Annotated in this window: 16 protein-coding genes; 9 read left to right on the plus strand and 7 right to left on the minus strand. The window is 71.7% G+C overall.

All coding sequences use genetic code 11. The annotated features are described in order from the left end of the window. Positions 1-122: 122 nt before the first annotated feature. The 3 genes from ACIPW5_RS32590 to ACIPW5_RS32600 all read left to right on the plus strand — a co-directional run bounded on the left by ACIPW5_RS32590 (position 123) and on the right by ACIPW5_RS32600 (position 2418). Complete coding sequence (locus ACIPW5_RS32590; protein ID WP_401252780.1) at positions 123-740, plus strand: cell division protein SepF; 618 nt, start codon at positions 123-125, stop codon at positions 738-740. A 60-nt stretch (positions 741-800) separates the two neighbouring features. Further along, positions 801-1097 (plus strand): YggT family protein, encoded by a 297-nt coding sequence (locus tag ACIPW5_RS32595; protein ID WP_007263603.1) that lies wholly within the window; start codon positions 801-803, stop codon positions 1095-1097. Between the two features lie 82 nt (positions 1098-1179). Further along, positions 1180-2418 (plus strand): DivIVA domain-containing protein, encoded by a 1239-nt coding sequence (locus ACIPW5_RS32600; protein WP_401252782.1) that lies wholly within the window; start codon positions 1180-1182, stop codon positions 2416-2418. A gap of 376 nt (positions 2419-2794) precedes the next feature. Here ACIPW5_RS32600 and ileS read toward each other — a convergent pair whose 3' ends face one another. Then, positions 2795-5947: an isoleucine--tRNA ligase gene (gene ileS, locus ACIPW5_RS32605; protein ID WP_401252783.1), complete on the minus strand. Its 3153-nt coding sequence runs from the start codon at positions 5945-5947 to the stop codon at positions 2795-2797. A 534-nt stretch (positions 5948-6481) separates the two neighbouring features. On the opposite strand from ileS, the gene ACIPW5_RS32610 reads away from it, so the two are divergent. The 5 genes from ACIPW5_RS32610 (at position 6482) to ACIPW5_RS32630 (ending at position 11138) form a co-directional block, all read left to right on the plus strand. Beyond that, on the plus strand, positions 6482-7330 hold the full coding sequence (locus tag ACIPW5_RS32610; protein ID WP_401252786.1) for a TraR/DksA family transcriptional regulator: 849 nt from the start codon (positions 6482-6484) through the stop codon (positions 7328-7330). Positions 7331-7416: 86 nt separating this feature from the next. Beyond that, positions 7417-7983: a signal peptidase II gene (gene lspA, locus ACIPW5_RS32615; protein ID WP_401252788.1), complete on the plus strand. Its 567-nt coding sequence runs from the start codon at positions 7417-7419 to the stop codon at positions 7981-7983. A 64-nt stretch (positions 7984-8047) separates the two neighbouring features. Continuing rightward, entirely contained in the window at positions 8048-8989 is a 942-nt protein-coding gene (locus ACIPW5_RS32620; protein ID WP_401252791.1) for an RluA family pseudouridine synthase, read from the plus strand. Next, a complete protein-coding gene (locus ACIPW5_RS32625) occupies positions 8986-9444 on the plus strand; it encodes a GNAT family N-acetyltransferase (RefSeq protein WP_401252794.1) in 459 nt (152 codons plus the stop codon). The genes ACIPW5_RS32620 and ACIPW5_RS32625 overlap by 4 nt, the downstream gene beginning before the upstream one ends. A gap of 101 nt (positions 9445-9545) precedes the next feature. Further along, entirely contained in the window at positions 9546-11138 is a 1593-nt protein-coding gene (locus tag ACIPW5_RS32630; RefSeq protein WP_401252797.1) for a Na+/H+ antiporter, read from the plus strand. A 42-nt stretch (positions 11139-11180) separates the two neighbouring features. Here the strand turns inward: ACIPW5_RS32630 and ACIPW5_RS32635 are convergent, their stop codons facing one another. Continuing rightward, positions 11181-12224 carry a mechanosensitive ion channel family protein gene (locus ACIPW5_RS32635; RefSeq protein WP_401252877.1) on the minus strand — a complete coding sequence of 348 codons (1044 nt, stop codon included), beginning with the start codon at positions 12222-12224 and terminating at the stop codon, positions 11181-11183. 73 nt (positions 12225-12297) lie between these two features. On the opposite strand from ACIPW5_RS32635, the gene ACIPW5_RS32640 reads away from it, so the two are divergent. Next, complete coding sequence (locus tag ACIPW5_RS32640) at positions 12298-12867, plus strand: dienelactone hydrolase family protein (protein ID WP_401252800.1); 570 nt, start codon at positions 12298-12300, stop codon at positions 12865-12867. 69 nt (positions 12868-12936) lie between these two features. Here ACIPW5_RS32640 and ACIPW5_RS32645 read toward each other — a convergent pair whose 3' ends face one another. The 5 genes from ACIPW5_RS32645 to ACIPW5_RS32665 form a co-directional block, all read right to left on the minus strand. Further along, positions 12937-13893, minus strand: a complete 957-nt coding sequence (locus ACIPW5_RS32645) for a zinc metalloprotease (RefSeq protein WP_401252880.1) — start codon at positions 13891-13893, stop codon at positions 12937-12939. Between the two features lie 223 nt (positions 13894-14116). Further along, positions 14117-15766 (minus strand): alkaline phosphatase D family protein, encoded by a 1650-nt coding sequence (locus ACIPW5_RS32650; RefSeq protein WP_401252802.1) that lies wholly within the window; start codon positions 15764-15766, stop codon positions 14117-14119. A gap of 127 nt (positions 15767-15893) precedes the next feature. Continuing rightward, positions 15894-16688, minus strand: a complete 795-nt coding sequence (locus ACIPW5_RS32655) for a DsbA family protein (RefSeq protein ID WP_401252805.1) — start codon at positions 16686-16688, stop codon at positions 15894-15896. 46 nt (positions 16689-16734) lie between these two features. Continuing rightward, positions 16735-17424: a hypothetical protein gene (locus tag ACIPW5_RS32660; RefSeq protein WP_401252807.1), complete on the minus strand. Its 690-nt coding sequence runs from the start codon at positions 17422-17424 to the stop codon at positions 16735-16737. Between the two features lie 84 nt (positions 17425-17508). Next, positions 17509-18834, minus strand: a complete 1326-nt coding sequence (locus ACIPW5_RS32665; protein ID WP_401252810.1) for a DUF2252 domain-containing protein — start codon at positions 18832-18834, stop codon at positions 17509-17511. Positions 18835-18841: the final 7 nt, after the last annotated feature.

The raw sequence follows: 18841 nt of genomic DNA on the forward strand, positions 1-18841 counted from the left end.
AGATGAGCGGACAGACCACGTGGATCGCGGGCAGTTGGTGACTTTGGTGACACAGCTACTTTGCTGACGGACACTCGACACCTGCGACAGGGCGATCCACCACAGAGCGGAGGACTCGGAGAATGGCCGGCGCGATGCGCAAGATGGCGGTCTACCTCGGCCTCGTGGAGGACGACCGGTACGACAACCCGGGGTACGACCCCGATGACGAGTTCGAGCCCGAACCGGAACCGGAACGGGCCCGAGACCGGGATCGTAGACAGCAGCCGGTGCACCAAACGCCCGTAACGGACGAACCGGTACGAGCTCCACAGCCGCCGGCCCCGCGCGAACCCCTCCCAATTCCGTCAGAAAACGGACGTCCCGCGCGAATTGCCCCCGTGGCATCCATCACACCTGACCGCACCAACCTGGAGAAGAACGCCCCCGTGATCATGCCCAAGGTCGTCTCCGAGCGGGAGCCGTACCGCATCACGACGCTGCACCCCCGGACCTACAACGAGGCCCGTACCATCGGGGAACACTTCCGTGAGGGCACCCCGGTGATCATGAATCTCACGGAGATGGACGACACGGACGCGAAGCGTCTCGTGGACTTCGCCGCCGGTCTTGTCTTCGGTCTGCACGGCAGTATTGAACGCGTGACACAGAAGGTGTTCCTGCTGTCTCCTGCTAACGTCGATGTCACGGCGGAGGACAAGGCCCGCATCGCGGAGGGCGGGTTCTTCAACCAAAGCTAGACCGATCCGTCAGAAACGGGACCGGGATCACAGCGGGAGCAGGGGAGAGGGAAGCACGGGATGGGCGTCGCACTGCAGGTGGTCTACATCGCGCTGATGTGCTTCCTCATCGTGCTGATCTTCCGACTGGTCATGGACTACGTGTTCCAGTTCGCACGTTCGTGGGCACCCGGCAAGGCGATGGTGGTCGTTCTGGAGGCCACCTACACTGTCACCGATCCACCGCTCAAGCTTCTTCGGCGCTTCATCCCGCCGTTGCGTCTCGGGGGCGTGGCACTCGACCTGTCCTTCTTCGTTCTGATGATCATCGTTTACATCCTCATCAGTTTCGTGAGCACCGCTGCGAGAAGCGTGTGAACGATGAGCTCCCCCGCAGGCGCGGGGACAGTCCCGATACGGTCCTGCCGACTGCCGACGACTACGTAGAGGTGAAGAAGACATGCCGCTGACTCCTGAGGACGTGCGGAACAAGCAGTTCACGACCGTCCGCCTGCGAGAAGGCTATGACGAGGACGAGGTCGACGCCTTCCTCGACGAGGTCGAGTCCGAGCTGACCCGTCTGCTGCGCGAGAACGAGGACCTGCGCGCCAAGCTGGCCGCAGCCACGCGCGCCGCCGCGCAGAACCAGCAGCAGCAGAACATGCGCAAGCCGGAGCCCCAGGACCAGCGTCCGGGCGCCCCCGTGCCGGCGGCCATATCCGGCCCGCCGCAGAACCAGCAGCAGCCGCAGATGGGCCCGCCGCAGCTTCCGGGCGGCCAGCCGCAGCTCCCGCCGGGCCCCGGCGGACACGGACCGCAGGGTCCGGGTCCGATGGGCGGCCCCATGCAGCAGCAGTCCATGGGCGGCCAGAACCAGCTCGGCCAGCACCCGATGGCGCCGCAGCAGCAGATGGGCCAGCAGCCCATGCCGCAGCAGATGCAGCAGCAGTCCATGGGCGGCCAGAACCAGCTCGGCCAGCCGATGGGCCAGCAGATGCAGCCCATGGGCCAGCAGATGCAGCCCATGCAGCAGATGCCGCAGCAGATGCAGCCGATGGGTCAGCCGCAGCTCCCGCAGCAGGGCCCCGGTGGCGACAGCGCCGCCCGCGTCCTGTCGCTCGCGCAGCAGACCGCCGACCAGGCGATCGCGGAGGCCCGCTCCGAGGCCAACAAGATCGTCGGCGAGGCGCGCAGCCGCGCCGAGGGCCTGGAGCGGGACGCCCGCGCCAAGGCCGACGCGCTGGAGCGGGACGCCCAGGAGAAGCACCGCGTCGCGATGGGCTCGCTGGAGTCCGCCCGCGCCACGCTGGAGCGCAAGGTCGAGGACCTGCGTGGCTTCGAGCGCGAGTACCGCACGCGTCTGAAGTCCTACCTGGAGTCGCAGCTGCGCCAGCTGGAGACCCAGGCCGACGACTCCCTCGCGCCGCCGCGCACCCCGGCCGGCCCGGCCCTGCCGCCGTCGCCGTCCCCGTCGATGGCTCCGGCCGGTGCCATGGGCATGGGTGGCCCGTCCCCGATGGGCGGTCCGTCGCCGATGGGCGGGCCCTCCCCGATGGCCGGCGGCCCGTCCTACGGCGGCCAGCAGCAGATGTCCCCGGCGATGACGCAGCCGATGGCTCCGGTGCGGCCGGCTGCGCCGCAGCCGATGCAGGCGCCGTCTCCCATGCGGGGCTTCCTGATCGACGAGGACGACAACTAGGCGCCGCCGCCGCGTCTGTCGGCAGTCGCTTCACGGGCCGGGCCCGGTACCCCTCAGGGGGTACCGGGCCCGGCCCGTTTCTCCATGCGCCGCTCGCGCGGCTCGGCCCCTGGGGGGCCTGGTGCTGGGTCCCCTACCCGCCCTTCCACCGTTCCCCGGGCTGCGCCCGGACCCCTACGGCGCTACCGCGCCCGCGCCTCAAACGCCGGCGGGGCTGATTCAGCCCCGCCGGCGTTTGAGGCGCGGGGTCTGGGGCGGAGCCCCAGGGAACGGTGGAAGGGCGGGTAGGGGACCTCGCCCCGCGCAGCGGTGACGGGGGCGGGAATGGCGAAGCGGCCCGGACCCCGGTGGGGGTGCGGGCCGCTTCGGTGGGGGGTTACGCCTTGCGGAGGCGGAACGTCAGGGACAGGGGCTCGTCCGTGAAGGCGGCTCCGAAGGAGCCGTCGGCCTCGCCGGAGGCGTAGTCCGTCGCCAGGACCTCGTCCGAGATCAGGGCGGCGTGGTCGGTGAGGGCCGTCACGACCTCCGGGTCCGAGGAGGACCAGCGCAGGGCGATGCGGTCCGCCACGTCCAGGCCGGAGTTCTTCCGGGCCTCCTGGATCAGCCGGATCGCGTCACGGGCCAGGCCCGCCAGCCGCAGCTCCGGGGTGATCTCCAGGTCGAGGGCGACCGTCGCACCGGAGTCCGAGGCCACCGACCAGCCCTCGCGCGGGGTCTCGGTGATGATGACCTCCTCCGGGGAGAGGGAGATCTCCTCGCCGTTCAGCGAGATCGTCGCCGAGCCGGAGCGCAGCGCGAGGGAGAGGGCGGCGGCGTCCGCCGCGGCCACGGCCTTCGCGACGTCCTGGACGCCCTTGCCGAAGCGCTTGCCCAGGGCCCGGAAGTTGGCCTTGGCCGTGGTGTCCACCAGGGACCCGCCGACCTCCGAGAGGGAGGCCAGGGAGGAGACGTTCAGCTCCTCCGTGATCTGGGCCTGGAGCTCGGGGGAGAGCGCGTCGAAGCCCGTCGCCCCGACCAGCGCGCGCGACAGCGGCTGGCGGGTCTTGACGCCGGACTCGGCGCGGGTCGCGCGGCCCAGCTCCACGAGGCGGCGCACCAGCAGCATCTGCTGGGACAGGACCGGGTCGATCGCCGAGGCGTCCGCGGTCGGCCAGGTGGCCAGGTGCACCGACTCCGGCGCCTCCGGCGTGACCGGGACGATCATGTCCTGCCAGACCCGCTCCGTGATGAAGGGGGTGAGGGGGGCCAGCAGGCGGGTCACGGTCTCGACCACGTCGTGCAGGGTGCGCAGCGCGGCCGCGTCGCCCTGCCAGAACCGGCGGCGCGAGCGGCGCACGTACCAGTTGGACAGGTCGTCCACGAACGCGGAGAGCAGCTTGCCCGCGCGCTGGGTGTCGTAGGCCTCCATCGCCTCCGTGACCTCGGTCACCAGGGTGTGGAGCTCGGAGAGCAGCCAGCGGTCGAGGACCGTGCGGTCGGCCGGCGCCGGGTCGGCGGCGGAGGGCGCCCAGTTCGACGTACGGGCGTACAGGGCCTGGAAGGCGACCGTGTTCCAGTACGTGAGGAGCGTCTTGCGGACGACCTCCTGGATCGTGCCGTGGCCGACGCGGCGCGCCGCCCACGGGGAGCCGCCGGCCGCCATGAACCAGCGCACCGCGTCGGCGCCGTGCTGGTCCATGAGCGGGATCGGCTGGAGGATGTTGCCCAGGTGCTTGGACATCTTGCGGCCGTCCTCGGCGAGGATGTGGCCCAGGCAGACCACGTTCTCGTAGGAGGACTTGTCGAAGACGAGGGTGCCGACCGCCATGAGGGTGTAGAACCACCCGCGGGTCTGGTCGATGGCCTCCGAGATGAACTGCGCCGGGTAGCGCTTCTCGAAGATCTCCTTGTTCTTGTACGGGTAGCCCCACTGCGCGAACGGCATCGAGCCCGAGTCGTACCAGGCGTCGATGACCTCCGGGACGCGGACGGCGGTGAGGGAGCAGCCCTCGGCCGTGCACGGGAAGGTCACGTCGTCGATGTAGGGGCGGTGCGGGTCCAGCTCCGAGTGGTCCTGGCCGGACAGCTCGGAGAGCTCGGCGCGGGAGCCGACGCAGGTGAGGTGGTTCTCCTCGCAGCGCCAGATCGGCAGCGGGGTGCCCCAGTAGCGGTTGCGGGAGAGCGCCCAGTCGATGTTGTTGTTCAGCCAGTCGCCGAAGCGGCCCTGCTTGACCGAGTCCGGGAACCAGTTGGTCTTCTCGTTCTCCCGCAGCATCGCGTCCTTGACGGCGGTGGTGCGGATGTACCAGGACGGCTGCGCGTAGTAGAGCAGGGCCGTGTGGCAGCGCCAGCAGTGCGGGTAGCTGTGCTCGTAGGCGATGTGCTTGAAGAGCAGGCCGCGCGCGTCGAGGTCGGCGGTCAGCTGCTCGTCGGCCTTCTTGAAGAAGACGCCGCCGACGAGGGGGACCTCCTCCTCGAAGGTGCCGTCGGCGCGGACCGGGTTCACGACCGGCATGCCGTACGCGCGGCAGACCGCGAGGTCGTCGGCGCCGAAGGCCGGGGCCTGGTGGACCAGACCGGTGCCGTCCTCGGTGGTGACGTACTCGGCGTTGACCACGTAGTGGGCGGCCCCGGGCTCCGGGAACTCCACGAGCGCGAAGGGGCGCTCGTACGTCCAGCGCTCCATCTCCTTGCCGGTGAAGCTCTGGCCGGTGGCCTCCCAGCCCTCGCCGAGGGCCTTCTCCAGCAGCGGCTCGGCCACGACCAGCTTCTCGTTGCCGTCGGTGGCGACGACGTACGTGACCTCGGGGTGCGCGGCGACGGCGGTGTTGGAGACCAGGGTCCAGGGGGTGGTGGTCCACACGACCAGCGCGGCCTCGCCGGCCAGCGGGCCGGAGGTCAGCGGGAAGCGGACGTAGACGGAGGGGTCGACGACCGTCTCGTAGCCCTGGGCGAGCTCGTGGTCGGACAGGCCGGTGCCGCAGCGCGGGCACCAGGGGGCGACGCGGTGGTCCTGGGTCAGCAGGCCCTTGTTGAAGATCTCCTTCAGCGACCACCACACGGACTCGACGTACTCGGGGTCCATGGTCCGGTAGGCGTCGTCCAGGTCGACCCAGTAGCCCATGCGGGTCGTGAGCTCGGTGAACGCGTCGGTGTGGCGGGTCACGGACTCGCGGCACTTGGCGTTGAACTCGGCGATGCCGTACGCCTCGATGTCCTGCTTGCCGTTGAAGCCCAGTTCCTTCTCGACGGCCAGCTCCACGGGCAGGCCGTGACAGTCCCAGCCGGCCTTGCGGGCCACGTGGTAGCCGCGCATGGTGCGGAAGCGGGGGAAGACGTCCTTGAAGACGCGGGCCTCGATGTGGTGCGCGCCGGGCATGCCGTTCGCGGTGGGCGGGCCCTCGTAGAAGACCCACTCGGGGCGGCCCTCGGACTGCTCCAGCGTCTTGGCGAAGGTCTTGCTCTCGCGCCAGAAGTCGAGGACGGCGTGTTCGAGGGCGGGCAGGTCGACCTGGGCGGGTACCGGGCGGTACTGCGGCGGTGTGGTCATGAGGCTGAACTCTTCCTCCGGCGGGGTGTCACTTCCGTCCGGAGGGACGAGAGCGCTGACGGCTCCCGCGGTACCACCCTCCTTGGCCTCCGGACGGGTCCGGCGGCCCCCTCATTGGGGTGCGAAGCCGGTTCTACTCGCCGTACGGGGGTCCGTGCGGGCTTTCTTCCGGCGGCTCCGGGGTGATCCTTCGCATCGCGCTCGCCCCCGGGCTCTCACCGTCCCCGGGTCGCTCCTGGCTGCGTCCGACGCTACTCGTCCCCATCCATGCCTCTCGCTGCGCCCAGTGTACGGGCCGGGGGGCCGCTCGGCAGACCGGTTTTGCGGGGGCCGCGGCGCGTCGCGGGGCGGGCCGCGGCGTGACCCGGATGGGCTGACGGGCGGGCCCGGGATCCACTGGGGCGGGTGGGGCGGATTACGGGGCTCCCCGCTGGGCACAACGGATGCAGGTTGACCTCGACGGACGCGTGCCCCGTTGCCGTGGGGTCGGAGGCGATTTATCGTTCCGGCACGATCTGCGAACAAGATCACAGCATGGGTGAAGGGGCCGCGGCCATGGTGGCGAAGAAGACGGGGACACGGCAGGCGGCCGACCGGGCCCCGGCGGCCGCCGCGAAGGAGGCCCCTGCCGAGGCGGCCCCGGCGAAGAGGACGGCGGCCGGGAAGGCGCCGGCCGAAGCGGCTCCGGCGAAGCGGGCGGCCGCGGGCAAGGCGGCGGCTCCTGCCAAGAAGGCTCCTGCCAAGAAGGCTCCGGCCAAGAAGGCACCGGCCAAGAAGGCGGCGGAGAAGGCCCCGGCCGAGAAGGCGGCGGCCGGGCGCACCACGAGCAAGGCCGCGGCCGGCACGGCCGCGTCCGAGGGGGCGGCCCCGGCCGCGCGGAAGACGGGAGCTCGGAAAGTGGTTGCCAAGAAGACTGCGGGTACGGCCAGGAAGACGGCCGGGACCGCCACCAGCGGGCTCCCCAAGGCGAAGGCCGCCACGGCCCCCGGCGAGCTCGCCGTGCGCGAGGGGGAGGACCCCTGGACCCCCGCGGAGGTCGCCGAGGCGCGGGCGGAGCTGGAGAGCGAGGTGCTGCGGCTGCGGGCCGAGCTGGACGCCTCCGAGGTGGCCATCTCGGGCCTGATGCGGGACTCGGGCGACGGCGCGGGCGACGACCAGGCCGACACCGGCACCAAGAACATCACCCGGGAGTCCGAGCTGGCGCTCGCCGCGAACGCCACCTCGATGCTGGAGCAGACCGAGCGGGCCCTGGAACGGCTGGAGGCGGGCACGTACGGCCTCTGCGAGAACTGCGGACGCCCCATCGGCAAGGCGCGCATGCAGGCCTTCCCGAGGGCGACGCTGTGCGTGGACTGCAAGCAGAAGCAGGAGCGAAGGCACTAGCCAGGACCTACGCGTACTGACGTACTCTCGTGTCTCGTCGGGATGAAGGTTCCCGTACCCGGTTCGAGCTAGTTCGAGGGACTCACGTGGCAGAGGCGGAGCGCATCATCGGTATGCCGGAGGTCGGGGACGACGCCGAGCCGCAGTCGGAGCCCGCCGCGCCCCGGGGGCGCAGGCGGATCGCCGCGCTGCTCGTGGTCGCGGTGCTCGCGTACCTGCTCGACCTCGGCAGCAAGATGGTCGTCGTGGCCAAACTGGAACACCAGCCGCCGATCGAGATCATCGGCGAGTGGCTGAAGTTCTCCGCGATCCGCAACCCCGGTGCCGCCTTCGGCTTCGGCGAGGCCTTCACGATCATCTTCACCGTGATCGCGGCGACCGTGATCGTGGTGATCGTCCGGCTGGCCCGCAAGCTGTACAGCCTGCCGTGGGCGATCGCCCTGGGCCTGCTGCTGGGCGGTGCGCTGGGCAACCTCACCGACCGGATCTTCCGTTCGCCGGGCGTGTTCCGGGGTGCGGTGGTCGACTTCATCGCGCCGGCCCACTTCGCCGTGTTCAACCTCGCGGACTCGGCCATCGTGTGCGGCGGGATCCTGATCGTCCTGCTGTCCTTCAAGGGCCTGGACCCGGACGGCACCGTCCACAAGGACTGATCGCGGAGCCGGTCGCGGACCGCGCGCGGGCATGCCCGCGCGCCGAGTCCGGCATACTCGACAGGTGAGTACGATTCCCGAGATCCGCACCCTGCCCGTTCCCGATGGCCTCGAAGGCGAGCGCGTCGACGCCGCCATCGCTCGTATGTTCGGTTTCTCCCGGACGAAGGCGGCCGAGCTGGCGGCGGAGGGGAAGGTCTCGGTCGACGGCAGCGTCGTCGGCAAGTCCGAGCGCGTCCACGGCGGCGCCTGGATGGAAGTCGAGATGCCCGCCCCGCCGCGGCCCGTCGAGCTCGTCGCCGAGCCCGTGCCCGGCATGGAGATCGTCCACGACGACGACGACATCGTGGTCATCATGAAGCCGGTCGGCGTCGCCGCCCACCCGAGCCCCGGCTGGACCGGCACCACCGTCATCGGCGGCCTCGCCGCCGCCGGCTACCGGATCTCCACCTCCGGCGCCTCCGAGCGCCAGGGCATCGTGCACCGCCTCGACGTCGGCACCTCCGGCCTGATGGCCGTGGCCAAGTCCGAGCGCGCCTACACCTCGCTGAAGAACCAGTTCCGCGAGCGGGTCGTCGACAAGCGCTACCACGCGCTGGTGCAGGGTCACCCGGACCCGATGAGCGGCACGATCGACGCGCCGATCGGGCGCCACCCGAGCGCCGACTACAAGTGGGCGGTGACCCAGGACGGCAAGGCGTCCGTCACCCACTACGACCTCATCGAGGCCTTCCGGGCCGCCTCCCTGCTGGACATCAAGCTGGAGACGGGCCGCACGCACCAGATCCGCGTGCACATGTCCGCGCACCGCCACCCCTGCGTCGGCGACCTGACCTACGGGGCCGACCCGACCGTGGCGAAGCGGCTGGGGCTGACCCGGCAGTGGCTGCACGCGGTGCGGCTCGGCTTCGAGCACCCGGCCGACGGGCAGTGGGTGGAGTTCGAGTCCGGCTACCCGGCCGACCTGCAGCACGCGCTGGACGTGATCCGGGCCGAGAGCCAGTGACCTCCGTGCGGGTGGCCTCCTCGGAGGCCGACCTGGCGGCCTGCTACGCCGTGCGGACCGAGGTGTTCGTGGTGGAGCAGTCCGTGCCGGAGTCGATCGAGTACGACGCGTACGACGCGGTGGCGGTGCACGTGCTCGCCGTCGGCCCGGACGGGGAGCCGCTGGGCACCGGCCGGCTGCTGTACGGGCCCGAGGCCCTGTCCAAGACCGGTTCCCCCGAGGTCGGCTCGCTGGGCCGGCTGGCCGTGCGCAAGTCCGCGCGCGGGCTGGGCGTCGGGGTGGCACTGGTCCGCGCGATCGAGGCGGAGGCCGGGCGGCTGGGGCTGGCGGCGGTGTCGCTCGGCGCGCAGACGCACGCGCTGGGCTTCTACGAGCGGCTCGGGTACGAGGCGTACGGGCCGGAGTTCGACGACGCGGGCATTCCGCACCGGGCGATGCGGCGCGCACTGCCGTAGCCGGCGTCGCCGCTACGCGGGGCCGGCCCCCGCGCAGCGGGACGCGCGCGTAGCCACCGCGCCTCAGGGCCGCGCACCCGCGGATGCGGCAGGGTGGGGCCGTGGATCAGCTCGCTCTGCTCTTCGTACTGCTGCTCGGGGCCGTGGTGACGGTGCCGCTCGGGGACCGGCTGGGGCTGCCCGCGCCCGTGCTGATGACCCTGGCCGGGGTCGTGCTGGCGCTGGTGCCGGCCGTGCCCGAGGTGGACGTCCCGCCCGAGTTCATCCTGCCGCTGGTGCTGCCGCCCCTGCTGTACGCCTCCGCGCAGCGCACCTCCTGGCGGCAGTTCGCCGCCAACGTCCGGCCGATCCTGCTGCTCGCCGTGGCCCTGGTGTTCGTGACCACCGCCGCCGTGGCCGGGGTCGCGCACGCCGTCGTGCCCGGGCTGCCGCTGGCCGCGGCCGTCGCCCTCGGCGCCCTCGTCGCCCCGCCCGACCCCGTCGCCGCCACCGCCGTGGCCGGGGCGCTCGGGCTGCCGCGCCGGATGGTGTCGATCCTGGAGGGCGAGGGCCTGTTCAACGACGTCACCGCCATCGTGCTCTACCACGTCGCGGTGGCCGCCGCCGTGAGCGGCAGCTTCTCCTGGCCCGACGCGCTCGGGGAGTTCGTGCTGTCCGCCGTGGTGGCGGTGGCCGTCGGGCTGGCGCTCGGCTGGGCGGCGAACCGGCTGATGGGCGGGCTGGGCGACGCCACGCTCCAGATCGGGCTGACGCTGCTGGTGCCGTTCGTCGCGTACGTGGTGGCGGAGGAGCTCCGGGGTTCGGGGGTGCTGGCCGTGCTGACGACGGCCCTGTTCCTCGCCGAGTACGCGAGCGACGCCGACGACGTGCTGGGGCGGCTCGCCGGGCACACCTTCTGGGAGATCGTCGACATGCTGGTCACCGGGGTGGCGTTCGGGCTGATCGGGCTGGAGCTGCACAACGTCTTCGGGGTGGCCCGGGGCCGCGAGTGGGAGATGGCCGGCTGGGCGGCGGTGGTGGTCGCGGTGGTGGTCGGCGTACGGCTGGTCTGGCTGCTGCCGGCGGGCTGGCTGGCCAAGAAACTGCACCGGCGCCGCGACTACGACGAGGAGATCCCGCTGAGCTGGCGGGAGAGCCTCGTGATGTGGTGGGCCGGGATGCGCGGGGTGGCCTCGGTGGCGCTGGCCCTGGCCCTGCCCTTCCGCACGGACTCCGGGGAGCCCTTTCCGGCGCGGGACGAGATCGTCTTCATCGCCTTCGCGGTGATCATGACCACGCTGCTGGTCCAGGGGCTGACCCTGCCGTGGCTGGTGCGCCGGCTGGGGGTGGAGGCGGACGCGGACGTGGAGCGGGAGACCGAGCGGCGGCTGGCGCTGCGCGCGGCGAAGGCGGCGAAGCGGCGGCTCAAGGAGATCGAGGAGGTCGAGGACCTCCCCGAGGACCTGGTCGAGACCCTGTACCGGCGCGCGTACGACGTCGGGGCCAGGATCAGCCCCGACATGGTCGACGAGGAGCGGCGCGAGGCCTACGCGAAGCGGGTGGAGCGGATCCGCGACGTGCAGCGCATCCAGCGGGAGATGATGTCCGCCGCCCGGCACGAGGTCCTCGCGGCCCGCAGCGAGCCGGGCGCCGACCCGGAGATCGTCGACCGGGTCCTGCGGCACCTGGACGTGCGGAGCCTGCGGAGTTCGTAGGCGGGGCGGCCGGCCGGCGGAGTCGGCCGCCACCCTGCTCGGCTAAGGCGTGTCCTGCGACGCGGCGTCCGCGGTGGTGACGCGGGGGAGGGCGTACGGGTGCCGGGCGGCCAGCCAGGCGATGAGCTGCTCGCGGACGGTGCAGCGCAGGGTCCACACGTCGTCGGCGTCCTTCGCGGTGACCACCGCGCGGACCACGATGGTGTTCGGGGTGGTGTCGGTGACGGCCAGGCTGCCGGTGCGGCCGTCCCACTCCGGGATGTCCTTGAGGAGCTCGGCGAGCTTGTCCCGCATGAGGGGGAGCGGCGCCGAGTGGTCCAGGTGCCAGAAGACCGTGCCGGTCATCTGGGCGCCGCCGCGCGACCAGTTCTCGTACGGCTTGGAGGTGAAGTACGAGACCGGCATCGTGATCCGGCGCTCGTCCCAGGTGCGCACCACCAGGAAGGTCAGGGTGATCTCCTCGACCCTGCCCCACTCCTTGTCCACGACCACGGTGTCCCCGATGCGCACGGTGTCCCCGAAGGCGATCTGCAGCCCGGCGAAGAGGTTCGAGAGGGAGGCCTGCGCGGCGATGCCCGCGACGATGCCGAGCACGCCCGCGGAGGCCAGCACCGAGGCGCCGACCGTGCGCATCGGCGGGAAGGTCAGCAGCATCGCGGCGGCGGCGACCACCACGGCCACGGCGGTGAGCACCCGCTGGATCAGGGTGATCTGGGTGCGGACCCGGCGCACCCGGGCGTCGTCGGGGGAGGCGGCGGCGTAGCGGGCGTACGTGGCCTCGACGACCGCCGTGGCGATGCGGACGAGCAGCCAGGAGGTCGAGGCGATCTGGGCCAGGGTCAGGGCGTGCCCCACCCCGGTCTCGTGGGCGGGCAGGACGCCCGCAGGGCGGTACGCGGCCTGGAGCGCCGCGGTGCCGAGGACCAGCCGGAACGGCGGGACGCAGCGGCGCAGCAGGCCCCACAGCGGGGTCTCGGTGTGCCGGGCGTCGGCCTTGCGCAGCAGCAGGTCGAGCACCCAGCCGGCGACCAGGGTGAGGACCAGGGCCGCCGCGACGACCAGGACGGGACGCAGGACGTTCTCCATCTCCATGCCGGAGAACGTATCCGCGGGGCGCCCGTGCACTCCCGCTTTCCGTGCGAATGGCACGATGGAGGGCATGAACATCATGCTCTTCCATTCGACGTACGGGCTGCGGCCCGCGGTCCGCGCCGCGGCCGACCGGCTGCGCGCGGCCGGGCACGAGGTCCAGGTGCCGGACCTCTTCGAGGGCCGTACGTTCGCCACGTTCGAGGAGGGTGCGGCCTACCAGGAGGAGGTGGGCCGCGACGAACTGCTCAAGCGGGCGGTGCTGGCGTCGGCGCCCTTCTCCGACGCGGGCCTGGTCTACGCGGGCTTCTCCTTCGGCGGCTCCGTCGCGCAGCACCTGGCGCTGGCCGACGACAAGGCGCGCGGCCTGCTGCTCCTGCACGGCACGGCGGACCTGGACGAGGACGCCACGGCCGACGAGCTGCCGGTGCAGCTGCACATCGCGGACCCGGACCCGTACGAGACGCACGACTGGCTGACCGCCTGGTACCTGCGGATGCGGCGGGCCGGGGCGGACGTGGAGGTGCACGGCTACGCGGGCGCGGGGCACCTGTTCACGGACCCGGACCTGGAGGACTACGACGCGGAGGCCGCCGAGGAGACCTGGAAGGTCGCGCTGGCGTTCCTCGACACGTTGTAGGACGCAGGGCGATGCCCCCCGGCGCCGGGCGCCGGGGGGCATCGTCGTGGGTGGGACCGGGGCCGGGGGTCAGCCGCGGTAGGCGGTCCACATGCTCTTCATGCGCGAGACCTGGCCCGCGGTGAACTGGTACATGCAGGAGTCGTACGTGTAGTCCATGAAGTTGTGGATCGGGTCGACGCCGGCCTTGCTGGCGCAGGAGTCGCGGCCGGTCGGGCACTCGAAGGCCGCGCTCTTCTCGGCCGGGGTGTCGGAGACGGAGTCGCCGCTGCCCGTGCAGCCGCCCTGGAAGGTGTGGTACAGGCCCATCCAGTGGCCGACCTCGTGGGTGGCGGTGTCGCCCTCGTTGTAGTTGGCCGCGGAGCCGCCGGGCAGCGAGGTGTTGAGGAGGACCACGCCGTCCATCTTGGGCTGGGAGGCGTAGGAGCTCGGGAAGGTCGCCCAGCCCAGGAGGCCGCCGCCGAGGTTGGCGGTGTAGATGTTGAGCGCGTTCTTGTCACCCTTGCGCAGGGTGTTCTTCATGTCCTTCTCGGCCTGGGTGCCGTCGGAGACGTTGTACCAGGCGGCGTTGTCCGTGTAGTCGGTGCCGGCCAGGGTGAACTGGAAGCCGGAGTCGACGTTGCCGGTGCCCTTGCCGCTGTAGGCGGCGTTGAGGACGGCGATCTGGTTGTTGATCTCCGTGGCGGTCAGCTTCCCGGTGGTGCCGGAGGTGATGACGTGGACGTACACCGGGATGTTCGTGGCGGCGGCGGCCGCCGCGCCGGAGGCGAAGACCTGCTGCGGGGAGAGCTGGACTTCCTTGAGCTTCTTGGTCAGGTCGGCGTCCATGGCCTTGACCTGGGCCTCGGTGACCTCGTTGGGCTCGGCCGCGTGGTTGTCCTTGGGCTTGGCGACACGGGCGTTGGCAGGGGCGGAGCCCTGCTCGGCACAGGCCTCGGCACCGGTCGTGGAAGCGGCGGCGGCGACCGTGGTGGGGGCGGTCAGCGGGGCGAACGCCAGGGTGGAGGCCAGGACGGCCGTACCCATGAGGCGGCGGCGGAGAAGGGGGGATATGCGGGCAGCAGCGCGCACGGTGGCTCCTCGGCAAGCGTGGTGGGGGGTGAGGGATTTCCTCACGCTGGCCGGAAGTTTATGTGTGCATGTCATCGAGATGGCAAGTACCCGTAGGTTAAAGATTTGTTGCCGATGTGCCAGATGGGGCTCCTGGTCTGCACCAGAAGCCCCTTTCCGCAATAGATTTGACGGAACGTCAGTTAACCGGACGGTCGGCCCGCTCCACCTTCTGGGTGCCGTTCAGCGTGCGGTACGAGCGGGACCAGGAGGAGCTCGCGTCCTGCCGCCGCTTGTCCGAGATGACGTAGTAGTCCATCTGCGAGCGCTCGGCCGTCACGTCCAGCACGCCGTAGCCGTGCGAGTCCATGTCCAGCCACTTCACGTGCCAGTTCGCCGCCTTGACGGCGGTCTCCGCCGCGAGGGAGAGGGTGCGCGGCGCCACGTGCAGCATGTCGTCGATGTTGTCCGAGGTCACCGAGGTCACCACGAACTCGGTGGCCGCCGTGCCCGAACCCGGGTACGTCGCCATGTTCACCGGGACGTCGTTCGCCCACGCCATGTGGATGTCGCCGGTCAGGAACACCGTGTTCTTGATGTTCCGGTCCTTCAAGTGGCCCAGGAGTTCCTTGCGGTCGTCCGTGTAGCCGTCCCACTGGTCCGTGTTGACCGCGATCCCGCCCTCGGGCAGGCCCAGCAGGTGCGCGAGCGGCTTCAGCAGGTGCGCGGGCAGCGAGGCGAAGGCCACTGGCGAGATCATCACCGAGGTGCCGACCAGCTTCCAGGTCGCGTTCGAGGACGCCAGCCCGGACTTGAGCCAGTCCAGCTGGGCCCGCCCGGTGATGGTGCGCTCCGGGTCGTCCACCGCGCCGCTGCCGGTCTTGACCTGCTCCGAGCGGAAGGAGCGCAGGTCCAGCAGGTGCAGGTCGGCGAGGGTGCCGAACTGGAGCCGCCGGTAGACGGTGCCCGCGATGGAGGGGCGTACGGGCATCCACTCGAAGTACACCTGCTTGGCGGCGGCCGCGCGGGCCGCCCAGTCGCCCTCGGCGCCCGGGGTGTGGTTCCCGGCGCCGCCGGACCAGGAGTTGTCGGCGAACTCGTGGTCGTCCCAGATCGCCACGATCGGGTGGGCCGCGTGCAGCGCCTGGAGGTCGCCGTCCGTCTTGTACTTGCCGTGCCGGGTGCGGTAGTCGGAGAGCGAGACGATCTCGTGCTTCGGCTCGTGCTGGCGCACGACGTACTTCGCCTCGGGGTATCCGCCGGTCTGGTACTCGTAGACGTAGTCGCCCAGGTGCAGCACCGCGTGCAGGTCGGTGCGGGCGGCGATGTGCCGGTACGCGGAGAAGTAGCCGGACTCCCAGTTGGCGCAGGAGACCACGCCGAAGCGGATGCCGGGGGTGGTCGTGCCGGCCGCCGGGGCGGTCAGGGTGCGGCCGGCCGGGGAGACGGCCGTACCCGCGGTGAACCGGTACCAGTACGGGGTCTGCGGGCGCAGGCCGCGCACGTCCGCCTTGACCGTGTGGTCGGAGGCGGCGCTCGCGGTGACGGAACCGCTCGCGACGATCCGGGAGAAGGCCTTGTCCTCGGCCACCTCCCAGCCCACCGCGGTGTCCGGGCCCAGGCCGGAGCCGGGAGCCGCTTCGGGAGTGGGGGTGACGCGGGTCCAGAGCAGGACCCCGTCGGGCAGCGGGTCGCCGGAGGCGACGCCGTGCAGGAAGGCGGGCGCGGCCCCCGCCGCGTGGGCCGCCGGGGCGCCGAGGGTCGTGATCGGCGCGAGCGCGGCCGTGGCCGCGGCGGCCAGGACGACCGTACGGCGGCGCGGGTGTGAAGGGGTGAGATGACTGGTCACGGCCGATCATATTACTGATCGGTATGTGGCTGGGAACAGCCACGGCACGGCAACGGGCGGGCGAACTCCGAGAGTTCGCCCGCCCGTGTGCGACGGTTCCGGAGCCTTGTCCGGATCTGTCAGGTCATCAGCCCGCGAGGGCCTTGTCGATGGCCGCGGTGAAGGCCTCCGGCGTCGCCGGGGTCTCGATCTTCTTGCCGTCCATCTTCAGCGTCGGGGTGCCCGTCACCCCGGACTTGTTGAAGGCGTCCGACATGTCCATCGCCCACCGGTCGTACGTGCCGTCCTGGACCGCCTTCTTGAACTCGGCGTTGTCCTTGAGCGCCGGGACGGTGTCCGCGACCTTCAGCAGGTAGTCGTCCTTGGCGAAGGCGTCGTTCGTCTCCTCGGGGTGCAGCGCCTTCGAGTAGAGGGCGCCCTTGTAGTCGAGGAAGGCCTGCGGGCTCACGTTCAGGGCCGCGCCCAGCGCGCTCAGGGCGTTCTTCGACCCCTCGCCCTTGACGCCGTTGTCGATGAAGGTCGCGCCGTAGTAGCGGAGCTTGTACTTGCCCGCGTCCACGTCCTTCTTGACCTGCTCGCCGACCGACTGCTCGAAGGCGGCGCAGGCCGGGCAGCGGGAGTCCTCGTACAGCTCCAGGGTCTTCTTCGCCTCGGGCTTGCCGACGACCACGGTCAGGCCGTCCTCGCCCGTGGTGTTCTTCGGCTTGACCAGCGCGGCCTTGGCGGCCTTGTCCCAGTAGCCGGGCTCGTTGGCCTGGACGACCGCGTAGCCGACGCCGCCGGCCAGCGCCAGGACGCCGACCACGGCTCCGGCCACCACCAGCTGCCGGCGGACCTTGTCCTTCTTCGCCTGCTGCTCGCGCTCGACGCGCAGCCGCTCGCGGGCGGCGGCCTTGTTCTGCTGGTTGTTGCGTGCACTCATGATGATCTCCGTGGAACGGGAAGGGTGGAGGGGTTTCCGTACGCGGTCAGGCGCTCGCGAGCGCCGCACGCGCGGGAGGGCCCCGCCGGCCCACGGAGTGCGCCGGGAAGCGGGTCCGGGCCACCGCGCCCCGGAACACCGGCCGCAGCACCCGCCCGCCCCGCCCGGGGACGGCCCCGGCCGTGGCCGTGGCCAGCAGCAGCGGCCGGAAGGCGAAGGCGGCGACCGCCCGCAGCAGCCGCACCAGGGCCCGCTCGCCGTGCCGCAGCCACGCGGCGGCCGCCAAGCCGACGGTGACGTGCGCGCCGAGCAGCAGCCAGGGCGTCCACGGCCCCGGCGAGGCCAGCAGCGCCGCCGGATCCCCGGCGGGCCCGGCCACCCCGGTCAGCGGGCCGCCCACCGGGGACCCGCCGCACAGCTCGTCCAGGCCCAGGGCGCGCAGCGGCCCGGCCACCGGCCCGCCGGCGGGCCCGTAGCAGAGGTGCTGGCCGGCGGTGAAGACGGTGTCGGCCGCCAGCTCCAACGGCACCAGCAGCCCGGCGATCGGGCCGAAGCCCCGCTCCCGGCCGGCCAGCGCGAAGGCGATCGCGAAGACCCCGGCGAAGGCCCCGGCGATCATCACGGGCGGCAGCGGGACCCGGGACATGAGCACGTGGGACCCGGCCGAGAGCAGCACGACGACCGCGCTGAACAGCGCGGCCCGCAGCCCCCGGATCCTCACCCCTGATATGTCCATCGCCGCGAGTCTGCCACGAGTTCCTGTGGACGAGGTGCCCCGGTCCCTGTGAATCGGTGCCCGGAGCACCTCGCGCCCCACGGATTACGACATGATCCGGCCGTTGCGGAAGAGGTCCACGAAGATCTGGTGGTCGGCGCGGGCCCGGGCCCCGTACGCGTGCGCGAAGTCGACCAGCAGCTCCGGGAAGCCCTCCTCGTCGGCGGCGATCACCGCGTCGATGGCCCGCTCGGTGGAGAACGGCACCAGGGACTGCCCGCTCTCGGCCTCGTCCGCCGAGGCGTGCATGGTGGCCGTGGCCCGGCCCAGGTCCGCGACCACCGCCGCGATCTCCTCCGGGTCGTCCAGGTCCGACCAGTCCAGGTCCACCGCGTACGGGGAGACCTCCGCCACCAGCTGCCCGGCGCCGTCCAGCTCGGTCCAGCCGAGCCACGGGTCGGCGTGCGCCTGGAGGGCGCGCTGCGAGATCACCGTGCGGTGGCCCTCGTGCTGGAAGTACTCCCGGACCGCCCGGTCGGTGATGTGCCGGGACACGGCCGGGGTCTGCGCCTGCTTGAGGTAGATCACGACGTCGTTCTCCAGGGCGTCGCTGTGCCCCTCCAGCAGGATGTTGTACGAGGGCAGGCCCGCCGAGCCGATGCCCACGCCCCGGCGGCCCACCACGTCCTTGACCCGGTAGGAGTCCGGGCGCACCAGGGACTCCTCCGGCAGGGTCTCCAGGTACCCGTCGAAGGCGGCCAGCACCTTGTACCGGGTGGCCGCGTCCAGCTCGATCGCGCCGCCGCCGGAGCTGAAGCGGCGCTCGTGGTCGCGGATCTCCGTCATCGAGTCCAGTAGGGCGAAGCGGGTGCGCGCGCGGGCCGCCCGCAGGGCCCCGAGGAGGGCGCCGTCGGCGGTGTCCAGGGTGAAGGAGGGGACCTCCTCGTGCTTGGCGCCCGTCGCGAGCTGGTGGATCCGCTCCCGGTAGGCCGCCGCGTAGGTCCGCACCAGGGAGCTGATCTGCTCGTCGCTGAGGGCCTTGGTGTAGCCGATCAGGGCGACGGAGGCGGCGAAGCGCTTGAGGTCCCAGGTGAAGGGGCCCACGTACGCCTCGTCGAAGTCGTTCACGTTGAACACCAGCCGGCCGTTGGCGTCCATGTACGTGCCGAAGTTCTCGGCGTGCAGATCGCCGTGGATCCACACCCGGCCGGTGCGCTCGTCCAGGTAGGGGCCGCCGTGCCGGTCCCGCTCCAGGTCGGCGTAGAAGAGGCAGGCCGTGCCCCGGTAGAAGGCGAAGGCCGAGGCCGCCATCTTCCGGAACTTGACCTGGAAGGCGGCGGGGTCGGCGGCGAGCAGCCGGCCGAATGCGGTGTCGAACACATCGAGTATCTGCTCGGCGCGCTGCTCGTCGGTGGTCTCGGTGACCGCCATGGCGGAT

The organism is Streptomyces sp. NPDC090077 (genome assembly GCF_044747545.1).
In the GTDB taxonomy this organism is placed as follows: Bacteria; Actinomycetota; Actinomycetes; order Streptomycetales; family Streptomycetaceae; genus Streptomyces.